The 20,086-nt window shown below is 27.3% G+C and carries 17 protein-coding genes; 1 reads left to right on the top strand and 16 read right to left on the bottom strand.

The window, feature by feature from the left end:
* Positions 1–34 precede the first annotated feature (34 nt).
* Entirely contained in the window at positions 35–337 is a 303-nt protein-coding gene (locus AC2A4K_RS05470; RefSeq protein ID WP_322503974.1) for a Dabb family protein, read from the top strand.
* A 64-nt stretch (positions 338–401) separates the two neighbouring features.
* On the opposite strand, the gene AC2A4K_RS05465 is transcribed toward AC2A4K_RS05470, so the two are convergent.
* From AC2A4K_RS05465 to AC2A4K_RS05390, 16 genes are all read right to left on the bottom strand, one after another.
* Positions 402–1,940: a glycoside hydrolase family 31 protein gene (locus AC2A4K_RS05465; RefSeq protein ID WP_322503975.1), complete on the bottom strand. Its 1,539-nt coding sequence runs from the start codon at positions 1,938–1,940 to the stop codon at positions 402–404.
* A 208-nt stretch (positions 1,941–2,148) separates the two neighbouring features.
* Positions 2,149–4,197, bottom strand: coding sequence for an ABC transporter permease (locus tag AC2A4K_RS05460; RefSeq protein WP_322503976.1), 2,049 nt, complete (start codon positions 4,195–4,197; stop codon positions 2,149–2,151).
* On the bottom strand, positions 4,187–4,954 hold the full coding sequence (locus AC2A4K_RS05455; RefSeq protein ID WP_322503977.1) for an ABC transporter ATP-binding protein: 768 nt from the start codon (positions 4,952–4,954) through the stop codon (positions 4,187–4,189). The genes AC2A4K_RS05460 and AC2A4K_RS05455 overlap by 11 nt, the downstream gene beginning before the upstream one ends.
* Positions 4,955–5,277: 323 nt before the next feature.
* Complete coding sequence (locus tag AC2A4K_RS05450; RefSeq protein ID WP_322503978.1) at positions 5,278–6,288, bottom strand: ATP-binding protein; 1,011 nt, start codon at positions 6,286–6,288, stop codon at positions 5,278–5,280.
* Complete coding sequence (locus tag AC2A4K_RS05445) at positions 6,285–6,953, bottom strand: response regulator transcription factor (protein ID WP_322503979.1); 669 nt, start codon at positions 6,951–6,953, stop codon at positions 6,285–6,287. The genes AC2A4K_RS05450 and AC2A4K_RS05445 overlap by 4 nt, the downstream gene beginning before the upstream one ends.
* A gap of 330 nt (positions 6,954–7,283) precedes the next feature.
* Positions 7,284–8,612, bottom strand: coding sequence for an MATE family efflux transporter (locus AC2A4K_RS05440; RefSeq protein WP_322503980.1), 1,329 nt, complete (start codon positions 8,610–8,612; stop codon positions 7,284–7,286).
* A gap of 275 nt (positions 8,613–8,887) precedes the next feature.
* Positions 8,888–9,286 (bottom strand): arsenate reductase ArsC, encoded by a 399-nt coding sequence (locus AC2A4K_RS05435; RefSeq protein WP_322503981.1) that lies wholly within the window; start codon positions 9,284–9,286, stop codon positions 8,888–8,890.
* A gap of 86 nt (positions 9,287–9,372) precedes the next feature.
* Positions 9,373–9,666 (bottom strand): ArsR/SmtB family transcription factor, encoded by a 294-nt coding sequence (locus AC2A4K_RS05430; RefSeq protein ID WP_322503982.1) that lies wholly within the window; start codon positions 9,664–9,666, stop codon positions 9,373–9,375.
* Between the two features lie 459 nt (positions 9,667–10,125).
* Complete coding sequence (locus AC2A4K_RS05425) at positions 10,126–11,697, bottom strand: PH domain-containing protein (RefSeq protein ID WP_322503983.1); 1,572 nt, start codon at positions 11,695–11,697, stop codon at positions 10,126–10,128.
* A gap of 2 nt (positions 11,698–11,699) precedes the next feature.
* Positions 11,700–12,203 carry a PH domain-containing protein gene (locus tag AC2A4K_RS05420; protein ID WP_322503984.1) on the bottom strand — a complete coding sequence of 168 codons (504 nt, stop codon included), beginning with the start codon at positions 12,201–12,203 and terminating at the stop codon, positions 11,700–11,702.
* A 279-nt stretch (positions 12,204–12,482) separates the two neighbouring features.
* The gene (locus tag AC2A4K_RS05415; RefSeq protein WP_322503985.1) at positions 12,483–14,273 is read right to left on the bottom strand and encodes an ABC transporter ATP-binding protein; all 1,791 of its coding nucleotides are present in this window, start codon (positions 14,271–14,273) and stop codon (positions 12,483–12,485) included.
* Positions 14,273–16,087, bottom strand: coding sequence for an ABC transporter ATP-binding protein (locus AC2A4K_RS05410; RefSeq protein WP_322503986.1), 1,815 nt, complete (start codon positions 16,085–16,087; stop codon positions 14,273–14,275). Before AC2A4K_RS05410 ends, AC2A4K_RS05415 begins: the two co-directional genes overlap by 1 nt.
* Positions 16,088–16,218: 131 nt before the next feature.
* Positions 16,219–16,845: a DUF4004 family protein gene (locus tag AC2A4K_RS05405; protein WP_322503987.1), complete on the bottom strand. Its 627-nt coding sequence runs from the start codon at positions 16,843–16,845 to the stop codon at positions 16,219–16,221.
* The gene (locus AC2A4K_RS05400; RefSeq protein WP_322503988.1) at positions 16,830–17,570 is read right to left on the bottom strand and encodes a bactofilin family protein; all 741 of its coding nucleotides are present in this window, start codon (positions 17,568–17,570) and stop codon (positions 16,830–16,832) included. The genes AC2A4K_RS05405 and AC2A4K_RS05400 overlap by 16 nt, the downstream gene beginning before the upstream one ends.
* 61 nt (positions 17,571–17,631) lie before the next feature.
* Positions 17,632–18,348 (bottom strand): cell shape determination protein CcmA, encoded by a 717-nt coding sequence (locus tag AC2A4K_RS05395; protein WP_322503989.1) that lies wholly within the window; start codon positions 18,346–18,348, stop codon positions 17,632–17,634.
* A 337-nt stretch (positions 18,349–18,685) separates the two neighbouring features.
* Positions 18,686–19,855 carry a CAP domain-containing protein gene (locus AC2A4K_RS05390; protein WP_322503990.1) on the bottom strand — a complete coding sequence of 390 codons (1,170 nt, stop codon included), beginning with the start codon at positions 19,853–19,855 and terminating at the stop codon, positions 18,686–18,688.
* Positions 19,856–20,086: the final 231 nt, after the last annotated feature.

The following is a 20,086-nucleotide window of genomic DNA, read 5'->3' as shown; positions in this document are numbered from 1 at the left end:
AGCAAATAAACCATATATTTAAGGAGTTGATTTTATGATAAAACACATTGTTATGTGGAAACTAAAAGATGATGCTGAAGGAAATTCAAAGGCTGAAAATGCTAAAATAATAAAAGATTCTTTAGAAGACTTACAAGGAAAAATTAAGGAAATAGTTGCTCTTGAAGTTGGAATAGATGTTAATAAATCAGAACAAGCTTACGACATCGTTTTATACTCAACATTTAATTCTTTAGAGGATTTAGACTCTTATCAAAAGAATCCTGATCATGTAAAAGCAGGTTCTTTCGTAAAAAAAGTAGCAAGCTCAAGGGTTGTTGTTGATTACGAAGTTTAAAGAATATAAAACAAATCCCCTAGAATTATAAGTTATCTCAATTATAATTCTAAGGGATTTTTATTTAATCTATTTTCTCAAAAATTAAAACCTCTTTTATAGATGAAGTCATTTCTTTAATTACAGGACCTATGATAATTTCACCATTTTCTCTTTTCCACTTCCCTTTTGGGAATTTCACACTTCTTTTTATTACCCCTTTTTTAATAGTTGGAGCCACCATGTATTTGGGTCCTAACATAAATTGATCTTGAATTCCTTCTAAACCTTCATTAGGAAATTCATACTCCATATACCTAACTATTGGTTCTCCAGTTTTGCTAGATTCTTCTGCTAAGCTATAAATATATTCTGAATATTTCACATGTTTCCAAGCTACATCTTTACATAGTTCAAAATTTTCTCTAGATAGTACTCTCCATGGTGCTGCTGAAAATTGCATCATTGGCATAAGTGTCGCACATTGAGCATATCTTACAAACAATTCTTCATCTAGATTATCACTATTTTCTAAGAAATTAAGATACTCGCCTCCCCCAATCATATCTGGGCATGTGTATGCATATCCTAAAATTCCTTGCGCTAATTGATTAGGAATAAGTGAAGAGACTCCATTATATTCCCAGCTATGATTTTTATCCGCTAACCTTTGTACTAAAGGTAATCCTGCACATTGGAAACAAGCTCTAAATTCATTATATTCATAATCTAACCCTAAAAGCGCCCAAAGCTTACTTTGCTCATTTGCCTCTATTTCTCTATATGTTAAATCATCATTACTATAAAAACTCGCATCCCCAGCATCAAATTTAAAACCATCAACTCCATATTCTTTAACTAAGAAGTCATTTTGATCACAATACCATTTGACAGCTTTTGGATTTGTCAAATCCAAAACCGCTGAATATCCATTCCACCATTTTTTTATTGCAACAGATCCATCTTTATTTTTAACTAAACAATCCTCATCCCTTAAAAATCTAAATTCTTGTGTATCTGAAGTTATAAAAGGACATGTCCATAACATTACTTTAAACCCTAATTCATGTAGTTTCTTTATCATATTCTTAGGGTTTTTAAACTTCTCACCATTAAATCTCCATTTTCCATAATAGTCGCTCCATCCATCATCAATCATTATTATTCCCGTAGGCATACCATTTTTAATTATAGAATTAGCATATTCCAATATCTTTTCTTCTCTTTGATCATATAAAAGCTCAATCCAAGTATTATATTGTGGTTTAGTAAAGAAATTTTTAGGTGGTACTTTACCATTAGCATTGAAAAAATTTTTAGAAGCATGTAAAAAAGCATCCTTTAAATTTTCTCCTACCTCATATAATTGTGGTATTTCCTCTTCAGTAATCATTTCTATAACACCCTTAGAAACTTTTAATTTGAATCCAGAATTGCACCATATGTATCTCCCCTTATTTGAAATAAGCAATGTATTTACTTGGTTAGGACTCTCATTTGGATATATATTAGCTTCGTAATTTGAGTTAAAACTCAATGGATACTTTCCCCCATCATTAACAATTGGTCCATACCAGAATTCATTTTCCTTCATAGAAAAAGCATAACTATTAAATTTCCCCATATAAACTTACCTCTCAAACCTTTAAATTAAATTTACCTAAAATAAACAAATTATAATCAATCAAATATATTTTTTAAATCTCTTCTTATTATATACTATTCTTTTACAATTTTGGATATAAATAATATATTTTCACAAAATAAAAAGAAGCTCAAATTAAACAATTCAAGCTTCTTTATTTTATAAGTAAGTTTATTGGCTTTTCTTATTATTTTTGTTTTAGAGCATTCTTTACTGTTGCTTTATACCCGGTATATGTTGCGTAGAAATACCCACCATAAACAATTACCATTATTAAAGCAGTTACTAATGATGATGCTCCTATATCTGGTTTATTAAACATAGTTAGGAATCCATTTACCACTTTTATTGCAACTACTGAGTGAACTAAAGCTACAACTAATGGTAATCCAAAATAAATACTTACTTGTGTAAATATTGATTTATTTATCATCTTTTGAGATACACCAATTCTTCTTAAAGATTTGTATCTTACAACACTATCACTAGCTTCTGATAATTGTTGAAGTGCAAGTACTGCAGTACTTGATATTAAGAATATTATTCCTAAATATATTCCTATGAATAATATTGTATTTGTCACACCGTTATTTTCTTCATATATACGATCTCTTGTATATCCATTTACAAAGCCATATTGGTCTGTATCAATAATTCCATCTCTGTAATCACTGAATAATTTTTGCACTCTTTTTTCTTCTTCTTTTGAATTATTAGGGAAGTTTATATTAATTTTACTTGAAAAAGGCTCTAAATTAGAAACAACATCATCTGGTACTATTAAAGTAAGGAAATTACTTGCCATTCCTGTGCTTTCAAGAGATTCCTCTATAGCCTGATTTTTCCCTGTTAATGAACTATTTGCAATAGTATATTCTTTACCATTAATATCTATTTTTTTATTATTTTCAATTATATTTTTTAAAGTATTTTCTAATTTAGTAAAATTAGATGATATTAATACTTCATTATTATTTAAGTTTAATGGTTTTTCTCCTTTTAAAGCTCTTATGTCATTATATGAACTTATACTTATAGCATTTACTCCATAATCACTAACTGTTGTCACTAAACTTTTTGTATTTTTATCTTCTGCATTTTTATCTAATAAGTTTCCTAAATTAGTATCTTTTAAATCATATTCATTATATGAAACAATCTTATCCTCTGGATTAAATTTAAATCCTAACTCTTTTATTGATTGCTCAGCAGTTTTTATATTACCAGCCTTATCTGGAAAATATTGAGCTGATGCATCAAATGGAGTTGTAGCTTCTAATCCTTTTTCTAAAGCATTTTTGAAGCTTAAACCAGTTGATAATGTTCCTATAGTTAAGAATAACATAAGACATATTACTGTCATTGATAAGAAGTTAGTATTTATCTTACTATTCATTTGTCTTAATACAAAGATGTTTAATCCTTTTAAGTAAACATTTTTGTTCTTTTGAACAACATATAAAACAAATCCTGCTAAACTAAAGAATAATAGTAATGTTCCTAAAACACCTAAAGCTATTGATCCCCAGAACATACTATCTGTTGGATTTAAACCAACTTTAATTACTAACCCATAGGCACTACCTAATAATCCTAAAGATAATAAAAAGATTATTGCTGTTAATATAGGATTTTTGATTTTCATATCCTCATTCTTTTTAGCTGCTGTTAACATGTCTATAAGTTTATACTTTGAAATTACAACAGTGTTAAAAAGCATAACTAAGATAAATATTATCCCAAAATATAAAACAGTCTTTATAATAGCATCAGTTGATAATAAGAACTTATAATTACTTAGTGGAACTTCAAATAACTTAGCTGCAAAAGCAGATATTCCTTGAGAAACTATTATACCTACTCCTAAACCTACAACTAGAGATATAATTCCTACTAAAGCTGTTTCATATGTAAGTATTTTTGAAATCTTATTTTTCCCCATACCAAGTGTCATATATATACCTAATTCTTTTTTACGCTTCTTAACTAAAAAGTTATTTGCGTAAAGAATTAATCCACCTAAAACACAAGATATAAATACAGAGATTCCAGATATTAAACTCTGTAATACTTTTATATATTCTGCCTGTCTTGATCCTAATTCTGTAAAGGCTTTTTGATCTCCTATGGAGTTAAATGCATAGAATATACATACTCCAAGAGTTAATGTTAGAAAGTATATTGAATAATCTTTAAAGCTCTTTCTAACATTGTTTAAAGCTATCTTAAAATACATCTCTATCATCCCCTCCAAGAAGTGTTATAACCTCAATAATTCTGTCAAAGAATTCTTTTCTTGAATCTGTTCCTCTTACTAATTCATTGAATATCTTTCCGTCTTTTATAAATAAAATTCTATGAGCATAACTTGCTGTAAAAGCATCATGAGTTACCATAAGTATTGTAGCTTCTAACTCTTTATTTAAATTTTCAAAGGAATCAAGAAGCATTCTTGCTGATTTTGAATCTAATGCTCCTGTTGGCTCATCGGCTAATATTAATGATGGATTTGTCACTATTGCTCTAGCTGAAGCAACTCTCTGCTTTTGTCCACCTGATATTTGATATGGGAACTTATTTAATATTTCCTCAATCCCTAAGCTTTTTGCAACTTTTTTAATAAGAATATCTATTTCTTTTGGTTTTCTACCTTGTATAGTTAATGCTAAAGCTATATTTTCATATGATGTTAATGTATCTAGTAGATTAAAGTCTTGGAATATAAATCCTAACTCATCCCTTCTAAACTTTTCTAATTGCTTTGATTTTAATTTTGTAATATCTTTTCCATTAATAATTATATTTCCTGTAGTAACATTGTCTATAGTTGATATACAATTAAGTAATGTTGTTTTACCACTTCCTGATGGTCCCATTATTCCAACAAACTCACCTTTATCAACCTTAAAGCTTATATTGTCTATAGCTTTTGTTACATTATCTTTATTTCCATAATATTTTTCTATATTTTCAACACTTAAAATATTTTTCATATCTTGTTCCTCCTCATTTCATCTTACAATGTTATTTTATCTTCTTTAATGAAAATCACATATTTATTTATCTTTCATATACATTACAATTTTGTAAGACTTCTATACTAAAATAAAATTAATATAAAAATTTTATTGCAGTTATCAATAATATATAAATAATAAGAGTATAATTAGCTTTCTATATTTAAACTAATCATACTCTTAAATTAAAACTTAATTAAATTATAAGTTTTAGATTTCTTTATAGCATTTTTAAATCTGTATGTAATCTTAAACTCAAAATTAACTTAAAACAAAGCTAAATTTAATAAACACATATTTTATTTTGCCATTAAAGCATTTCCTACAGGGAAGACTATACTTACTTCTGTTCCTTCATTCTCTTCTGAATTTATTTTAATACCTAACCCTAACTTCTCACAAAGATTCTTACATAGATATAATCCCATTCCTGTAGATTTAGTAAATCTTCTTCCATTTTCTCCTGTAAAACCTTTTTCAAAAACTCTTCCTAAATCTCTGTTAGGTATTCCAACACCACTATCTTTAATCTTTAAAATTATACTGTTTTTAAACTCATTCGCTGATACCTTAACTCTACTATTTTCTGAACTATACTTTATTGCATTGTTTATAATTTGATTTATTATGAATTCAACCCACTTTTCGTCACTATAAACATTATAATCTAAGTCCTCTAAATCTATAGCAATTCTCTTATTTATAAAATCTCTAGAATTCTTCTTGATTACATTTCTTACACTTTTCCCCAAAGAAAATTCTCTTACAATGTAGTCTTTACTAACATCTGTACTTCTTGCATAATATAATGCTTGATCTATATACTCTTCTATTTTTTTAATTTCCTTTTTAATAGTTTCGCTCATCTTACTTTCATTATTTTCTAAAATAAGCCTTGTAGATGCTATTGGAGTTTTTATTTCATGAACCCAAGTTTCTATATACTCTCTATATTCTTTTTGTTCAAGTTTGTATTTCTTAACCTGTTCATGCATATCCTTATCAGTTTCCTTTAATACCTCATATAAGAACTTTCCATGATAAAAATTAGGTTCTTCTATTACTTCTGGTAGTAAATATTTCCTATCTAAATTATCTAAAGCATTAGTTATATTATCATAGAATTTTTTACTTTTATAAAAATCTAAAATTATATATGTAAAAAGGGGAATAAACCAAAAACATGATATTAAAAATATTATTCCTGAGCCAATGTTACCTATGAACAATAAAACTGCTATAGTAGCAAAAATTATAAAGTTTGAAATTATAAAAAATAATTTATCTTCAAAGTATTCTCTTAGCTTCATGGCATAATATATCCTAATCCTCTTCTAGTTTCTATAGCACCTTTTACTCCAACTTCCTCTAGCTTCTTTCTAAGTCTTGTTACGTTTACTGATAGAGTATTATCATCTACAAAAATATCAGAGTTCCACATATAATCCATAAGATCTTCTCTTGAAACAACATTTCCTTTATTTTTTAGAAGACACGCTAATATTTTAAGTTCATTTTTAGTTAATTCCTCATTTTTTCCTTTACAAGAAATTGTTCCATTAGATAAATTAAGCTTTAAATCTCCGTAAGTTAAAACTTCTTGTTCTGCTAGCGAATAAGTTCTTCTAAGTAAAGATGCTATTCTAGCTAATAATATTTGAGTATTATAAGGTTTTGTTATAAAATCATCAGCACCTAAATTCATACTCATAATTTCATCCATATCACTATCTCTGCTTGTAACTATTATTATAGGTACATTAGAATCCTTTCTTATTTCTCTACAGATATGATATCCATCAAAATAAGGTAAATTTATATCTAATAATATTAAATCTGCATTATTTTCTTTAACATATTCTAATATGTTTTCAAAATCTGTTGGAGCTAAAACTTCATATCCATATCTAGTAAGAAGTTTTGTAAGCTCTTCTCTTATTGTATCTGTATCTTCAATTATAAGAATTTTCTTCATTTAACTCATCCTTCCACTTTATTTATAAGCTTAGAATATCACAAAAAGTTCAAATTTTAAAACTCTCTCTTGCTTCATCTTATTTAAACTTCTTCTTTATTTTAATTATTATTTGTAATTTTATATTTTTTAATATAATTTCTATTTACATTATATTAAAAAAACTGCATCAAAGCATCTTAACAAATAAATACTTTAATACAGTTCAATTTAAATAATAGACTCTATTTTAAGTAAATTTTGATTTTTAGCTAAATTTTTAGACCTAACTTAATGAGCAATTCTGTCTAAAATCAACACTAGTTTAAAACATATCTAAATATCAAAACATTATTTTTCATTACATAAAATATATTTTTTATAAATCCTAAATCTATAAATTAAACAAGATATACTTCCTTTTAATATATTTGATATGGCTATACTCCACCATACTCCATTTATACCTAAGAAGTTAACTAAAACTAAAGCTATAGGTATTCTTAACATGGTGAATATTATGCTTATAGCCGATGGTATTTTAGGAAGCCCTAATCCTGAGAAAACTCCATTTGATATCATTTCAAAACTACTAAATATTTGAACTATACCTAAAACTCTTAAATAACTACTTCCAATTATAATTGTAGCCTCATCTTTAACAAATAACCTTACTAAAGCTCCAGGAATACATATAAATATAGCCGAAATAAGTATTGAATATATTGATCCTAAGAATAAAGCCTTCTTATATCCTTCATTTACTCTATTAAATTTCTTTGCTCCGTAATTTTGCCCTGTAAAGCCTGCTATGGCTCCATTTAATCCTCCAACAACCATGAAACTTACTGACTCTATTTGTAATCCTATTTTCTGAGCTGCTATAGCATCAGCCCCAAAACTAGCTATTATTCTAGCTAAAATAATGTTTACTAAAGTAAAAAGTACTCTTTGAGATGCCATAGGGAATCCTAGTCTAGCTATTTCTCTTACTTTTTCATAATTTATTTTCTTCTTTAAATCTATTTTGAATATTCCTTTTCCATGATACAGATACATAAAGAACATAAGCATATTAGCTAATAATGTTGCAACTGCTGCACCAAAGACACCCATTTTAAATATATATATTAAAATCGGATCCAATACCATATTTAGAATTATTCCAATAGCACTTATTTTTAAAGCTACTTTATTATTACCAAAGCTAGCTAATATTCTTGTGAAAAGATAATTAAAAAAGCTAAAGAATAATACTGGAGCACTTACAGCTAAGTATATATATGAGTCCTTCTCTACTATTGGATCATTTAAATTTAAAAAACCTATAAATCCCTTTCCAAATATAACTAATATTAAAGTATATATTATACCTATAACAAAGTTCATAATAAGACCATTTCTTATATAATCCTCTGTTTCTATTTCATTTTTTCTTCCTACCTCATGAGAAACTTTTATTCCAGTCCCAGTCACTACTAAAGCATTTATAGAATATCCAAGTCCTAAAAAGAAGCTTGAAGAACCAATGCTTGCTACAGCACCACTTCCTAAACCTCCAACCCAAAACATATCTATAAGTCCATATGCAAACTGAAGAAATGAACTCCCCATAATTGGAAGTGCTAAAGTGGTAAGTACACTTAACACCTTTCCCTTAGTTAAATCTACTTTCTTCATATTACTCTCCTAAAAATTTATTAAGCTTTTTATAATTATAAAATCTATAAATATGTTCCGAGAATCAGCTGTATTTCACTAAGAATTTATAGAAATCATTACAATAAATTTATTAAAGCTTCGAAATTCCTTCGGTCAAACAGTCTCAGCTTCTTAACATAAATTTCTTTCCATGATTACTTAAATTCTAAAGCTCATACAGATATTCTCTTCACATACTTTATAGATTTTTATGAACCAAAAGCTTAATACTTATTTTCATAAATACCTCTTTATTAAAGTTGTCCATTTTTTATTCTATATACTAACTCTTCAACTTTTTCCTTTATTTTATTTCTTGTATATATAAAATCATCATCACTTTTACCAGTTGGATCCTCTAATCCCCAGTCTTCTCTATGTTTGCAAGGTAAAGTTGGACACTGAACATTACATCCCATAGTTATAACTATATCTACTTCTGGAATTTCACCTAATAATTTAGGTCTTTGAGTTAACTCCATATCAATTCCTATTTCTTTCATTATTCTAACTGCATCTTGATTTATCTTATCTCTTTCTTCTGTTCCAGCAGAATAACTTTCAAAAACATTTAATCCAATTACCTTTCCAAAGGCCTCTGCCATTTGAGATCTACAAGAATTATGAACACATACAAATGCTACTTTTTTCATAATAATAATCCCCCTTAATCTTCTTCTATTAAATATAAATACTTAAAAACATTGTTAATTCCAAATTTTCATTATATTATCCCACATCATTTTTCCATATCTGAATAAGTTATTACATCCATAAAGAATAGTATTGCTCTATTGGCATTGTTTAAATTAAGACTATAATGATTCCAAGTTCCTTCTTTTCTAGATTTAACTAACCCACATTCACTTAAAATCTTCATATGATGAGATAATGTTGACTGAGAAATATCAAAACATTTAAGTATTTCACAAGCACACTTTTCTCCATCTGATAATAAATTTAATATTCTTAATCTATTTGAATCTCCTAAAGCTTTGAAGACTCTTGAATTCTTTTCAAATCTATCTTCCATAACTATACACATCCTAACACAAAGTAATCCTTCATTCATTATATTTATAAATATCGATATATGTCAATATAATTTATTAATATAAGTTGTATCACAACACACTATAATAATAATAATACATCTATATTTATAGATGTATAACTAAATAAATTCATATTAATATTGTTCAATATAATTAAACATATAGTCACCTTTTATTTTTGGCTATATTTTAAACTAGTGTTGATTTTAGATAGAACCGTAAGACTATCTTAATGAGCAATTTAGAGTTTCATCATCTATGGAAAAATAATAGCGTTAAGAGGCTTTTTCTGTTTGAGCGATAGCGAGTTTAAAAGCCTTAGCTATTATTTTGGAATAGATAATAGAAACTCTTTGCGAAATTAAGTAAGTCTGAGGGGCCAGCTAAAATCAACACTCACTTAAAACAGAGCCTATTTTAATATAATAAAAAGGATGCTAATTAGCATCCTTTACTTCATTTACTTTTAAAGACTTCTTGTATGATTCATTTAATATTTCATTAACGAACTCTTTTTTCATATAAGGTAACTTTACTTCCTCAACTATTTCACTATAGTAATCTATAATAATTTTTCCTACTCCTAAGTTTGATTGTATAGGATTATCTTTGAAACTCACAGCTTGTATATCTCTTGCCTTTAATATGTGTATAGTTCTAAAGAATCCACCAGTAACTGCCCGTACCTTATTGTCTTTAACTTTTAAATTTGTATTTTTTACTTTCAAAATTGCAGAAGGTATTACTATTAATAAAAGTAAATTTATTAACATTACCCATGGTGTTTTAAAAATTAATAAAGCAATGACTGATGTAAAAAGAATACCTAATACTGGCTTAATTATCATGGTTATTCTACCATGTTTTATTCCTTCTCCATCACCTTCTACTTTCCACTGTGGTATAAGTTCTTCAATTAAATTTTGTACTTCTTCTAAATCTCCTAATGGATATAATAAAACACGATCTTTTCCGTCTCCAGAATATCCTTTTAAAGTTAAATTCACTTCATACTTTTTAATAAGCTGTCTAATTGGATTAGATTTTATCTTTATCATTTTAATATTATCTTCTTTAAATGAAAATTCTTTAGTACTTAGTAACCCATACTTTATTTTTATGTTCTCACCACTTTTAGAAATAGTAAAATTATAATATTTTATAAAATAATATATTGTTGCTATAAGTTTAAGTCCTAATAATATTCCAACTAAACTTATAAATCCAACTACTATGATTCCAGCAGAAAAAGTATATTGCTCTACTCTTGAGAAAAAACTATCTAAAAAATTAACAGTCACTATCTTTTCTAAATAGTCTATTCCATTAAAAATAAATATTAATGCTACAAATAAATTAAAGCTAGTAAAACCAAAAAGTATTAGCTTTTTATTTTCAAACTTTCTTTCGTATTGTTTTTCAGATGTAGTATTATTACAATTACTATTTTCTATAGGCTCTTTTTTATTTAATACTAAACTCGCCTCAGAAATTTCTAATTTCTCATCATAAATTTCATTATCTCCTGAAAAAGCAAAGTTCTTTAAAATTTCTATTTCTTTATCAGAAAACATAAACTTAATTTCTTCTAATCCTGCATTCTTAGCTGAACTTTCTATTTTAAGTACCTTATAACCTAAAATTTTTTCTATTAGATTCTGAGATATATCCATTGACTTCAAATTTTTTCTAGGTATTATTAGAGTCTTCTTTGATAATATGCCTTTATGATATTTAGCTTCATCATTTGATATAACTAAAAAAGTTTTATTCCACTCAATTATCATAAAAACTAAATCAAGTAAGATAACAATGCCAATAATATACCAAGCCTTATTTTTAGAAAATGCTATTGTTACTAAACAAAAAACTAAAATATTTATTATTGATTTAGGCAAGCTATAAATCAAACTTTTCCAATTATTTTTTATTTTTATTTCTCTATTATGTAAAGGATTTTCATAATTATTAGATTGATTTATTTTTTTACTACTCAACTCTTCACTCATAATTAACCCTTAAGTTCCTCCCTTACATTTTCATTTATCTTTTTACTTAAAAACGCTCTAATCTTTTCCACTTCATCTTTATCGATATTAGGAATATCATAACTTCCACCAGCTGTTCCTATCTTAACAGTAGCTAAATTAAAATAACTATTAATTGGTCCTTCACTTAAATTTATATTTTGTATTCTAACAATAGGTATTGTTACACTCTTCCTAAAGTAGATTCCCTCTGTAAAAAATATTTCATCTTCACTTATTCTATAGCTCCATTGCTTATACTCAAAAAATGGCTCAATAAATGCACTTACAGCAGTTAATAATATTACTATTAAACTTACTATATTTATTGGTGTACTAAATTTATTTATAAACCAATTAAATCCCTGAAAATTAAACTTAGGCAGAATAACCATTGCTACTATGTATATAATTAATAATATTATTAGAGCAATACTTCTAGATATTACCCAAGATTTAATTGCTTTATTACTAAGCTTTCTATTCATTAACATCCCCCTTTTTAATTTATTCGTATTTATTTTTATGACAACTTATTAAAAAGTTTAAATTTTATAAAATTTGTTAACTTTTCCTTAAAATATCATATAGAATTTACTTAGTCAATTTTAACCTAAAAAAATTAAGATAAGCTTAAGAAAGGAACCTAATTATTTATTTGAATAAAAAGACTGCATTTATTGTAATAGACTAACTTTTATAAAATTAGTTCTATATCTTAGATACAGTCTTAAACATTAAATTTCTATATATTTTTAAGGCCTTATTTAAATATAATATTGAGCCTGTGCACTATACATAACCTCATATTCATTGCCTTTATCTTTTACAAGCTCATCATGTGTACCATATTGAATAAGTCTTCCTTTATGGAACACTGCAATCTTATCACAGAATTTACAGCTAGATAATCTATGTGAAATATATATTGTAGTTTTCTTTCCTATAAGCTCATTAAACTTACTATATATCTCATGCTCGGCTTTTGGATCTAAGGCTGCTGTTGGCTCATCAAGGATTACTATTGGTGCATCTTTGTAAATAGCTCTAGCTATGGCTAATTTCTGTGCTTGTCCTCCTGAGAATTCTATACCACCCTCATCAAAGTTTTTGTATATAGGTGTATATATTCCCTTAGGTAGCTTTTCTAAATCTTTTTCAAATCCACCTTTCCTTAAAACCTCTTCTATATCCTCATCCTTAACATTTTCAACCTTATCTAATGCTATATTTTCTTTAATTGAAAATGATAGAAGCTTAAAGTCTTGGAATACCACAGATAAAAGTTTCATATATTCATCATAATCATACTCCCTTATATTCACTCCATTTAGTAGAATTTCTCCCTCTGTTGGATCATAAAGCCTTGCTAAAAGTTTTATAAAAGTTGTTTTACCGGCTCCATTTAATCCAACTACTGAAAGCTTTTCACCTTCTTTTATATTAATTGAAACATTTTTCAAAGTGAATTCTTTACTTCTTGGATATTTAAATGAAACATTCTTAAATTCTATATTTGCCTCTTCTAAATTTTCAATATGCTTACCATTCTTAACTTGTTTTGACTCTACACTATCAAATTTCATATAAGCTTGAAGGTATCTACACATTTGTCTTATTGTCACATAGTTTTTAAAAAGGTTAGAAATTGATGTGCTAAAGTTTATAGCTGCATTTGTGTACATTGCAAAATCACCAATACCTATACTTTTATTTAAAACTCTGTAAGTTATATATCCATAAACTATAAGCATTTGTAATTGTACTACTACTTGATTAAATCCTTCAAAAACACCTAGTTTATTAAACATTCTAGACCAAATGCTCATGCTGTTTTTATTGAAATTATCTATCTTATTAACAAAAAGAGGTGCTACATTATAAAGTCTTATATCCTTTGCTGCTCCAAAATCATTTACTGTATTTATATAGTATCCATACTCCCTGTTTAGTGGAATTAACATATCATAAAACTTGTGTTGTAATCTTTGAGATTTCTTATAAACAAAGGTATTTAAAAGAACTATTCCAACTATTATTACTATAATAATCCAGTCTAAAGTTAAGATTAATCCTATTAAAGCTACGATTTTAATCATTTCAGTTAATATACTTGATAAAGTAAATATAAGTTGCCAAATAGCTCCCTGATTTCTTATTGGAAATAAGGCTCTTTCTTTCAAATTAAGCATTTCTGGATCTTCTATATTTTCAAAATCCATATCCATAACCTTTTTTCCTATTAGCAAATCAAAACCTGCAACTATTTCCTCATTTTTAAAGGCACATTTATTTTCTAAGATTCTATTTATAGCATTTAATATTCCATTACCTACTACTGTTGCCAATACTAAAAAAACAAGTACCTTTATTCTTTTAGCCCCTAATAATTCATCTATAATATACTTTGGCATTATTATATTTAAGAAAGGAACTGCCGCAGCAAAAAATGATGAAAAGAACAATGTAGGCAAATAAGTTTTTGACATGCCATGTGCTGTTTTCAAGAAATATTTTATTATATATAAATCACTAGTGTACTTTTCTTTCCTTTTCATTATGCTAAAGCCTCACTTTCTTCTTTATAATATTGAGACTGTATGTTAAACATCTCACTGTACTTTCCATTTTCACTTAAAAGTTCATCATGTGTTCCATATTCAACAACCTCTCCATTTTCAAAGAAGGCTATAACATCACAAAATTTTGTACTTGCTAACCTATGTGATATATAAATTGCTGTTTTCTCTCCTATTAACTCATCAAAACCCTTATAGATATTATATTCTGCTACAGCATCTAAGGCTGATGTTGGTTCGTCCAAAATTACTATTTTCCCATTCTTATATAAAGCTCTTGCTAAGGCTAACTTTTGATTTTCTCCTCCTGATAGTTCTACTCCCTCTTCATCTAATATTTTTAAAAGAGAAGTATCTATGCCTTTTTCAAGTGAATCTATCTTTTCTTTAACTCCAGCTTTATCTATGCATTTTAAAACCTTATTCCTATCTGTATCTTTTGCCTCTTTTAAAGATACGTTCTCTGAAACACTAAATGCAAATGTCTTGATTTCTTGAAATACTACAGATAAAATCTTAAAATATTCTTCCTTTGAAAAATTCTTTATATTAACTCCATTTATTAATATTTCCCCGCTTGTGGGCTCATAAAGTCTACATAAAAGCTTAACAAAAGTCGTTTTTCCTGCTCCATTAATTCCAACAATAGCAAGTCTTTGTCCTTTTTTAATTTTTAGAGAAAGATTCTTATAAATATATCTCTCTGTTCTTGGGTACTTAAATGCTACGTTTTTAAATTCTATCTCATAAGAATCATCTTTTGGAACCTCTATTGGATTTTCTACTTCAGCACTATCCTTCATCTCTAGAAATTCTCTCATATCATCTAAATACATGCTCTGAGCCTTGATATTAGCAAAATCCTCTAATATACCTTTCATCCAATCTCCAAAGCCACTTATTGTTGAAAAATACATTGTAAAATCTCCAATAGTCATAGCAGCAAATAATACCTTATATATTAAATAACCATAAACAACAGATTCCCTTACTACAATAAGCCCAACATCTGCTAACTTAGCTTTTATTTCTTTTTTTCTTAAAGCTTTAGAAATATCTAATCTCGCACCTCTAAATTTTTTAAACTTTTTAACTAAAAGATTTTTCAAATTATATATTCTTATATCTTTTCCATATGAGAAATCATACATAGTATCAAAGGCATAAAAACTTCTTCTATCCTTATCTGCCACATCATCTTTTAGACTATACTCATATTTCTTAACATTTAATGTTAAATAATAACTTATTAAAACGTTTAACATTAAAAATAATAAAATCCATGGGCTTAAGAAGAATAATATTGAAATGTATCCAATAAAAGCAGTAAGTTTACCACAAAGCCCTAACAATAAATGATATATTCCCTCTACCCCAGTATTATTGTTACTAACCGCATTATATACACTTTTTATTTTATTTAATACCTCTGGATCTTCAGTATTTTTAAAATCCATTCTCATTACTTTTTCACTTATCCTTGAGACATAATCCATCCTAAGCTTAACAACTCTTGGATAATATGCATTTCCAAGCCATGTAACAATAAAATTAGCTATTGATGATAGAACAAAAAAACTAGCTAAAATTATTAAGATAACTTCTATTCTCTGCTGACCCATAAGTTCATCAATCAAAAATTTAGGTAAAAATATACCTAAAAAAGTAACTGCTGGCGCTAGAATAGTGTAAATAGCACATTGTAAAAATACTATTTTATCCTGTTGCCAAGCATATTGCAAGACATACTTTAAATTACTCATAAGAGTACCCTTCTTCTTATGACCACTCATAAATTCTCACCCTCCAAATACCTTTTTATTCCAAATACTCTATATATATTTTATCATTCTTTCTTGATTTTTCTGTAAAATACTATGGTTTATTAAATTTTTTAACTTTATCTAGAATTTTTACAATAAATTTAATTAATCAAACTATACTTTTTAACCATATCCTTTACTCTATCTAAATTTATTTTTTGTATTACCACAGCTATTTCATCTAGGTTTATCTCTTTGCCCTCATTGACTAAATAATAAAAACACACCCCTAACTTTCTTTTTATTATTAAAGTCATTTCATCTTCAATTCTTCCATACTCCCTTTTTAGGGCAAGAACAATATTTTTTGCTTCATCTCCATTAATAAGACCACTCAATATTAAGTCCTTATATATTAATAAAGTAAACAAAGTAACTTCATTATAATTTTCTTCTCTTCCTGCAAAAGCATCAAACATGTTTAAAATTGTCTCTGAAACAATGTTACGTTCCACTATATACTCTCGTCTTAGGTAAATATTTTTGATCTCATTAGAGAACTTCTCTGCCAATTCATCTAGAGAGGCATCATCTTTAAGTTCTATTATGGTATTTACTCTTTCTATGATCTTCTCCTTTGGGAAAAATGTCTCTTGTCCAGTAGAAACACTCTTTTTTATAAACCATTCCTCTGGAATTAGATTTTTTCTCTTCCATCTATATAACTGTCCATATGATATTCCCATTAAAGCTAATAAATCTTTTTTTGAAATTAATTCTTCATGCATACCTTATCACCTACTGTGCTTTTTTCATCTGTTATTTTTAATTCACCAGTATATTCTACTTTCTCTATTTCACATCCCTTTCCTATAGTAATATCATCTCCTCTAAGAATTTTACATTTTGTGTTTTCTAAGGATATTTTATCTCCTTCAATAATATCACATGTTAAGAATCCATCTGAATTAATAGAAAATTTAAAAAACATAAATTTTTTCCTATATTCAGCTTTTACTGTAATTTCTTCTCCTCCAATTTCTTTTATATATGACTCTCCCTCTGGAAGTATTGTTATTTTATCAGCTGCCAAAAGATTTTCCATATATATATTTCCAATACTATAAAAATCTTCTCCCTCACATTCCCCATCAATTTTGCATCCACCTCTTATTATCATCTTTTCAAAGTTTACATTACCACGAATTGAACATCCTCCATTTAAAACTATCTCTTTCCCCTTTAAATCTTGCTTAAATATTCCTGATCCGTTTACTTTTAATGTTTCTGTTGATGTTACATTTCCATCGCATACCACACTACCTGAACACTTAATTTCTTTTGTAATTATATCTCCTTTAACATCTGTGCTTCCACTTGTTTTCACTGCATTAGCCTTTATATTTCCCAAAATTTGACCAGAGCCTGATACCTTAACATTGTTATATTCTCCTGGTGAAATTGTTCCTGAACCTGCTATTTTAACATCATATAAGTTTTCTTTATTTTCCATAAGACTACTATCTCCTTTTATAAAAACTATTTATCTACTTACAAACTAATATTTCATTCAACTAAATTAAAATTTTTTCTTTAACACAACTTCCCTCAGCTACACTCAATTCTCCTGAGTATTCAATCTTCTCTATTTTGCAATTTCTACCTATAATTATATTATTTCCTCTAACAATCTTCGCAGTGGTATTTTCGATCTCTATATTATCACCTTCTATAAGATTACAAACTAATTCATTTTTTTGTTTATAATTAAAAATAAAAATTTTAAAGAAATTTTCCTCTCCAGCTTTAATTTTTATATTTTCTCCACCTATTTCATTAACATTAGATCTACTTAATAGTTTTATATCAATTTCATCGGCAGATAATAATCCTTCAACATTTATTTTTCCTTCGCCATAAATTTTTCTTCCTTCACAATCATTCTTGCATTTTAACCATCCTGAAAGCTCAATCAAATCAAAGTTTATTCCTTCTAAACATTTTAAAGCACCTGATATATTTACTTTGTTTGCAGTAATATTTTTTAAGACTTTAAAACTTCCTGATGAGTTAATTGATTCAATAACTTTAGCCTCACCTAAAACTTTAAACATTCCAGAAATGTCTATAGAGTTAGCTTCTATATTAGCTAAACTGTCTCCCTTTCCTGATACTCCAACATTGTTAGCTTTTATATCACCCAAAATTTTAACCATACCTGATATGTTGATATTGTTATATTCACCTCCAGCAATTTTCCCCATTCCTGAAATATCTATATTATTAAGCATTGTTTCATCACCCTTCTTTCAATATAACATTGTTACGTTATATATCAAAATAATAATAGTTTATACTAATTTAAAATTAGATTTAAAACTTACTAACGAAACATTGTTACGTTAAACTTCAAAAAAATATAAACCTATTTATATTTTTAGTATATACTAAATACCATGTTTTGTAAACAAATTCTTTTAAATTTATTATTTTTATTTTCAGTCTATTTCTAAAAAATATTAAGTTACCTATGTCTATCACTTTATATTTTAAACATGTTATATAAGAAAATATGAAGTTATAGTTATTAACTATAACTTCATATTAAAAACTGCCTGAAAAGCTCTATTATTTCATGAACTCTTGTGTAGCATAGTATGTATCTCCAACTTTATAAACTCCAACTCCCATAGAAGTAAAGTTTGAAGATAATATGTTAGCTCTGTGACCTGATGAATTCATCCAGTTTGTCATAAACTGATTAGCTATGTTCGCGTCACCTGAGTATCCACTTAAATATGCTATATTTTCTCCCCATGAATTATAAGAAACTCCATCAGCTTTCATTTTAGCTGTTATTAATTGTCCATTTGGATCTTCATGAGAAAAATACTTTTTAACTCCCATATCTTCTGACTTAATTCTTGCATATTTTTGCATTGTATTATTATAGCTTAAAGGCGCTACCCCTGCTTTAGCTCTTTCCTCATTAACTTTGTTGAATATCATTTGTTCAATTTGAGCTATATAAGCACTATCGTTACTTGGTTGCTCTGCTGGTTTTTCTGCTGGTTTGTCAGCTGGCTTATTTTCAGGTTTATCTGCAGGTTTGTTAACTGGTTTATCTGCAGGTTTTTCTACTGGCTTATCAACAGGTTTATTTTCTGGTTTTTCTGTTGGATTGTTAACAATAGGATTCTCAGCAGGCTTGTCATTAGTTGGTTTTTCTGCTGGTGCTTCAACTGAATCATTTTTATTTGAGTTACCAGTTTCTGAACAACTATTTCCTTTATTTAAAGTCCCATTATTAAAACATGGAATTTTAAATCCAAAAATTGAAAATCCATTATCATTTATTTCTTTACTATTGTCACAATTTTGATCCTTGCAATTTATTCCTTTGTCATTGGCACAATCATTATTATTTTCACAAGCTTGATCATTAGCTCCATTACATGCTGCATTTCCTTCATCACATTGTGAAGAATTATTTATGTTATTATTTTTTTCAGCATTAGCTTGTCCTTCTTCTTTATTAGCTTGTCCTTGATCTTTACAGAATGTTTTAGCTACAGATTCACATACTTTTGTAAAAGGATTGCTACTCTCAGTAGTTGCCTTAGTATTTTCAACAGAAGCTTGTCCATCTTCTGCTTTCTTGTTAGTCTCAGTTAAAACATTATTACTAGCTTCTAAGCTTTTAGGATTTGTTGTACTTATAGTATTAGCATATGCCATTCCAGCACTACCAGCAACTACTCCTAAAGATACTATTACAGAAATTATTTTTTTATTCATATTTTTTCCCCCCAATTATCTTTTGTTTTTCCTAAGAAAGCTAACCATAATTCTTATAAAGCTTCATATGTAGAGACAATATTATTGAAAGCTTTAATTATATATTAAGTAAAATATAATTTAAGAATTATTTAGCTATTAAATAAAAAAGTGTTACATCTTAACTACTCATATGTATAAGTCATTTTGGCTCTTACATTTTTCTGTAAACTTAAGATTAACACTTCTTCT

It is taken from the genome of Clostridium sp. LIBA-8841 (genome assembly GCF_057782475.1).
Note: the sequence above shows the minus strand (reverse complement) of the source record. Positions and strands in the feature narration are given on the sequence as shown.

What these genes read in the sequence shown, in the direction of transcription:
- AC2A4K_RS05470 (WP_322503974.1), top strand. Translation starts at nt 35, where the DNA reads ATGATAAAACACATTGTTATGTGGAAACTAAAAGATGATGCTGAAGGA.
- AC2A4K_RS05465 (WP_322503975.1), bottom strand. Translation starts at nt 1,940, where the DNA reads ATGGGGAAATTTAATAGTTATGCTTTTTCTATGAAGGAAAATGAATTC.
- AC2A4K_RS05460 (WP_322503976.1), bottom strand. Translation starts at nt 4,197, where the DNA reads ATGTATTTTAAGATAGCTTTAAACAATGTTAGAAAGAGCTTTAAAGAT.
- AC2A4K_RS05455 (WP_322503977.1), bottom strand. Translation starts at nt 4,954, where the DNA reads ATGAAAAATATTTTAAGTGTTGAAAATATAGAAAAATATTATGGAAAT.
- AC2A4K_RS05450 (WP_322503978.1), bottom strand. Translation starts at nt 6,288, where the DNA reads ATGAAGCTAAGAGAATACTTTGAAGATAAATTATTTTTTATAATTTCA.
- AC2A4K_RS05445 (WP_322503979.1), bottom strand. Translation starts at nt 6,953, where the DNA reads ATGAAGAAAATTCTTATAATTGAAGATACAGATACAATAAGAGAAGAG.
- AC2A4K_RS05440 (WP_322503980.1), bottom strand. Translation starts at nt 8,612, where the DNA reads ATGAAGAAAGTAGATTTAACTAAGGGAAAGGTGTTAAGTGTACTTACC.
- AC2A4K_RS05435 (WP_322503981.1), bottom strand. Translation starts at nt 9,286, where the DNA reads ATGAAAAAAGTAGCATTTGTATGTGTTCATAATTCTTGTAGATCTCAA.
- AC2A4K_RS05430 (WP_322503982.1), bottom strand. Translation starts at nt 9,666, where the DNA reads ATGGAAGATAGATTTGAAAAGAATTCAAGAGTCTTCAAAGCTTTAGGA.
- AC2A4K_RS05425 (WP_322503983.1), bottom strand. Translation starts at nt 11,697, where the DNA reads ATGAGTGAAGAGTTGAGTAGTAAAAAAATAAATCAATCTAATAATTAT.
- AC2A4K_RS05420 (WP_322503984.1), bottom strand. Translation starts at nt 12,203, where the DNA reads ATGAATAGAAAGCTTAGTAATAAAGCAATTAAATCTTGGGTAATATCT.
- AC2A4K_RS05415 (WP_322503985.1), bottom strand. Translation starts at nt 14,273, where the DNA reads ATGAAAAGGAAAGAAAAGTACACTAGTGATTTATATATAATAAAATAT.
- AC2A4K_RS05410 (WP_322503986.1), bottom strand. Translation starts at nt 16,087, where the DNA reads ATGAGTGGTCATAAGAAGAAGGGTACTCTTATGAGTAATTTAAAGTAT.
- AC2A4K_RS05405 (WP_322503987.1), bottom strand. Translation starts at nt 16,845, where the DNA reads ATGCATGAAGAATTAATTTCAAAAAAAGATTTATTAGCTTTAATGGGA.
- AC2A4K_RS05400 (WP_322503988.1), bottom strand. Translation starts at nt 17,570, where the DNA reads ATGGAAAATAAAGAAAACTTATATGATGTTAAAATAGCAGGTTCAGGA.
- AC2A4K_RS05395 (WP_322503989.1), bottom strand. Translation starts at nt 18,348, where the DNA reads ATGCTTAATAATATAGATATTTCAGGAATGGGGAAAATTGCTGGAGGT.
- AC2A4K_RS05390 (WP_322503990.1), bottom strand. Translation starts at nt 19,855, where the DNA reads ATGAATAAAAAAATAATTTCTGTAATAGTATCTTTAGGAGTAGTTGCT.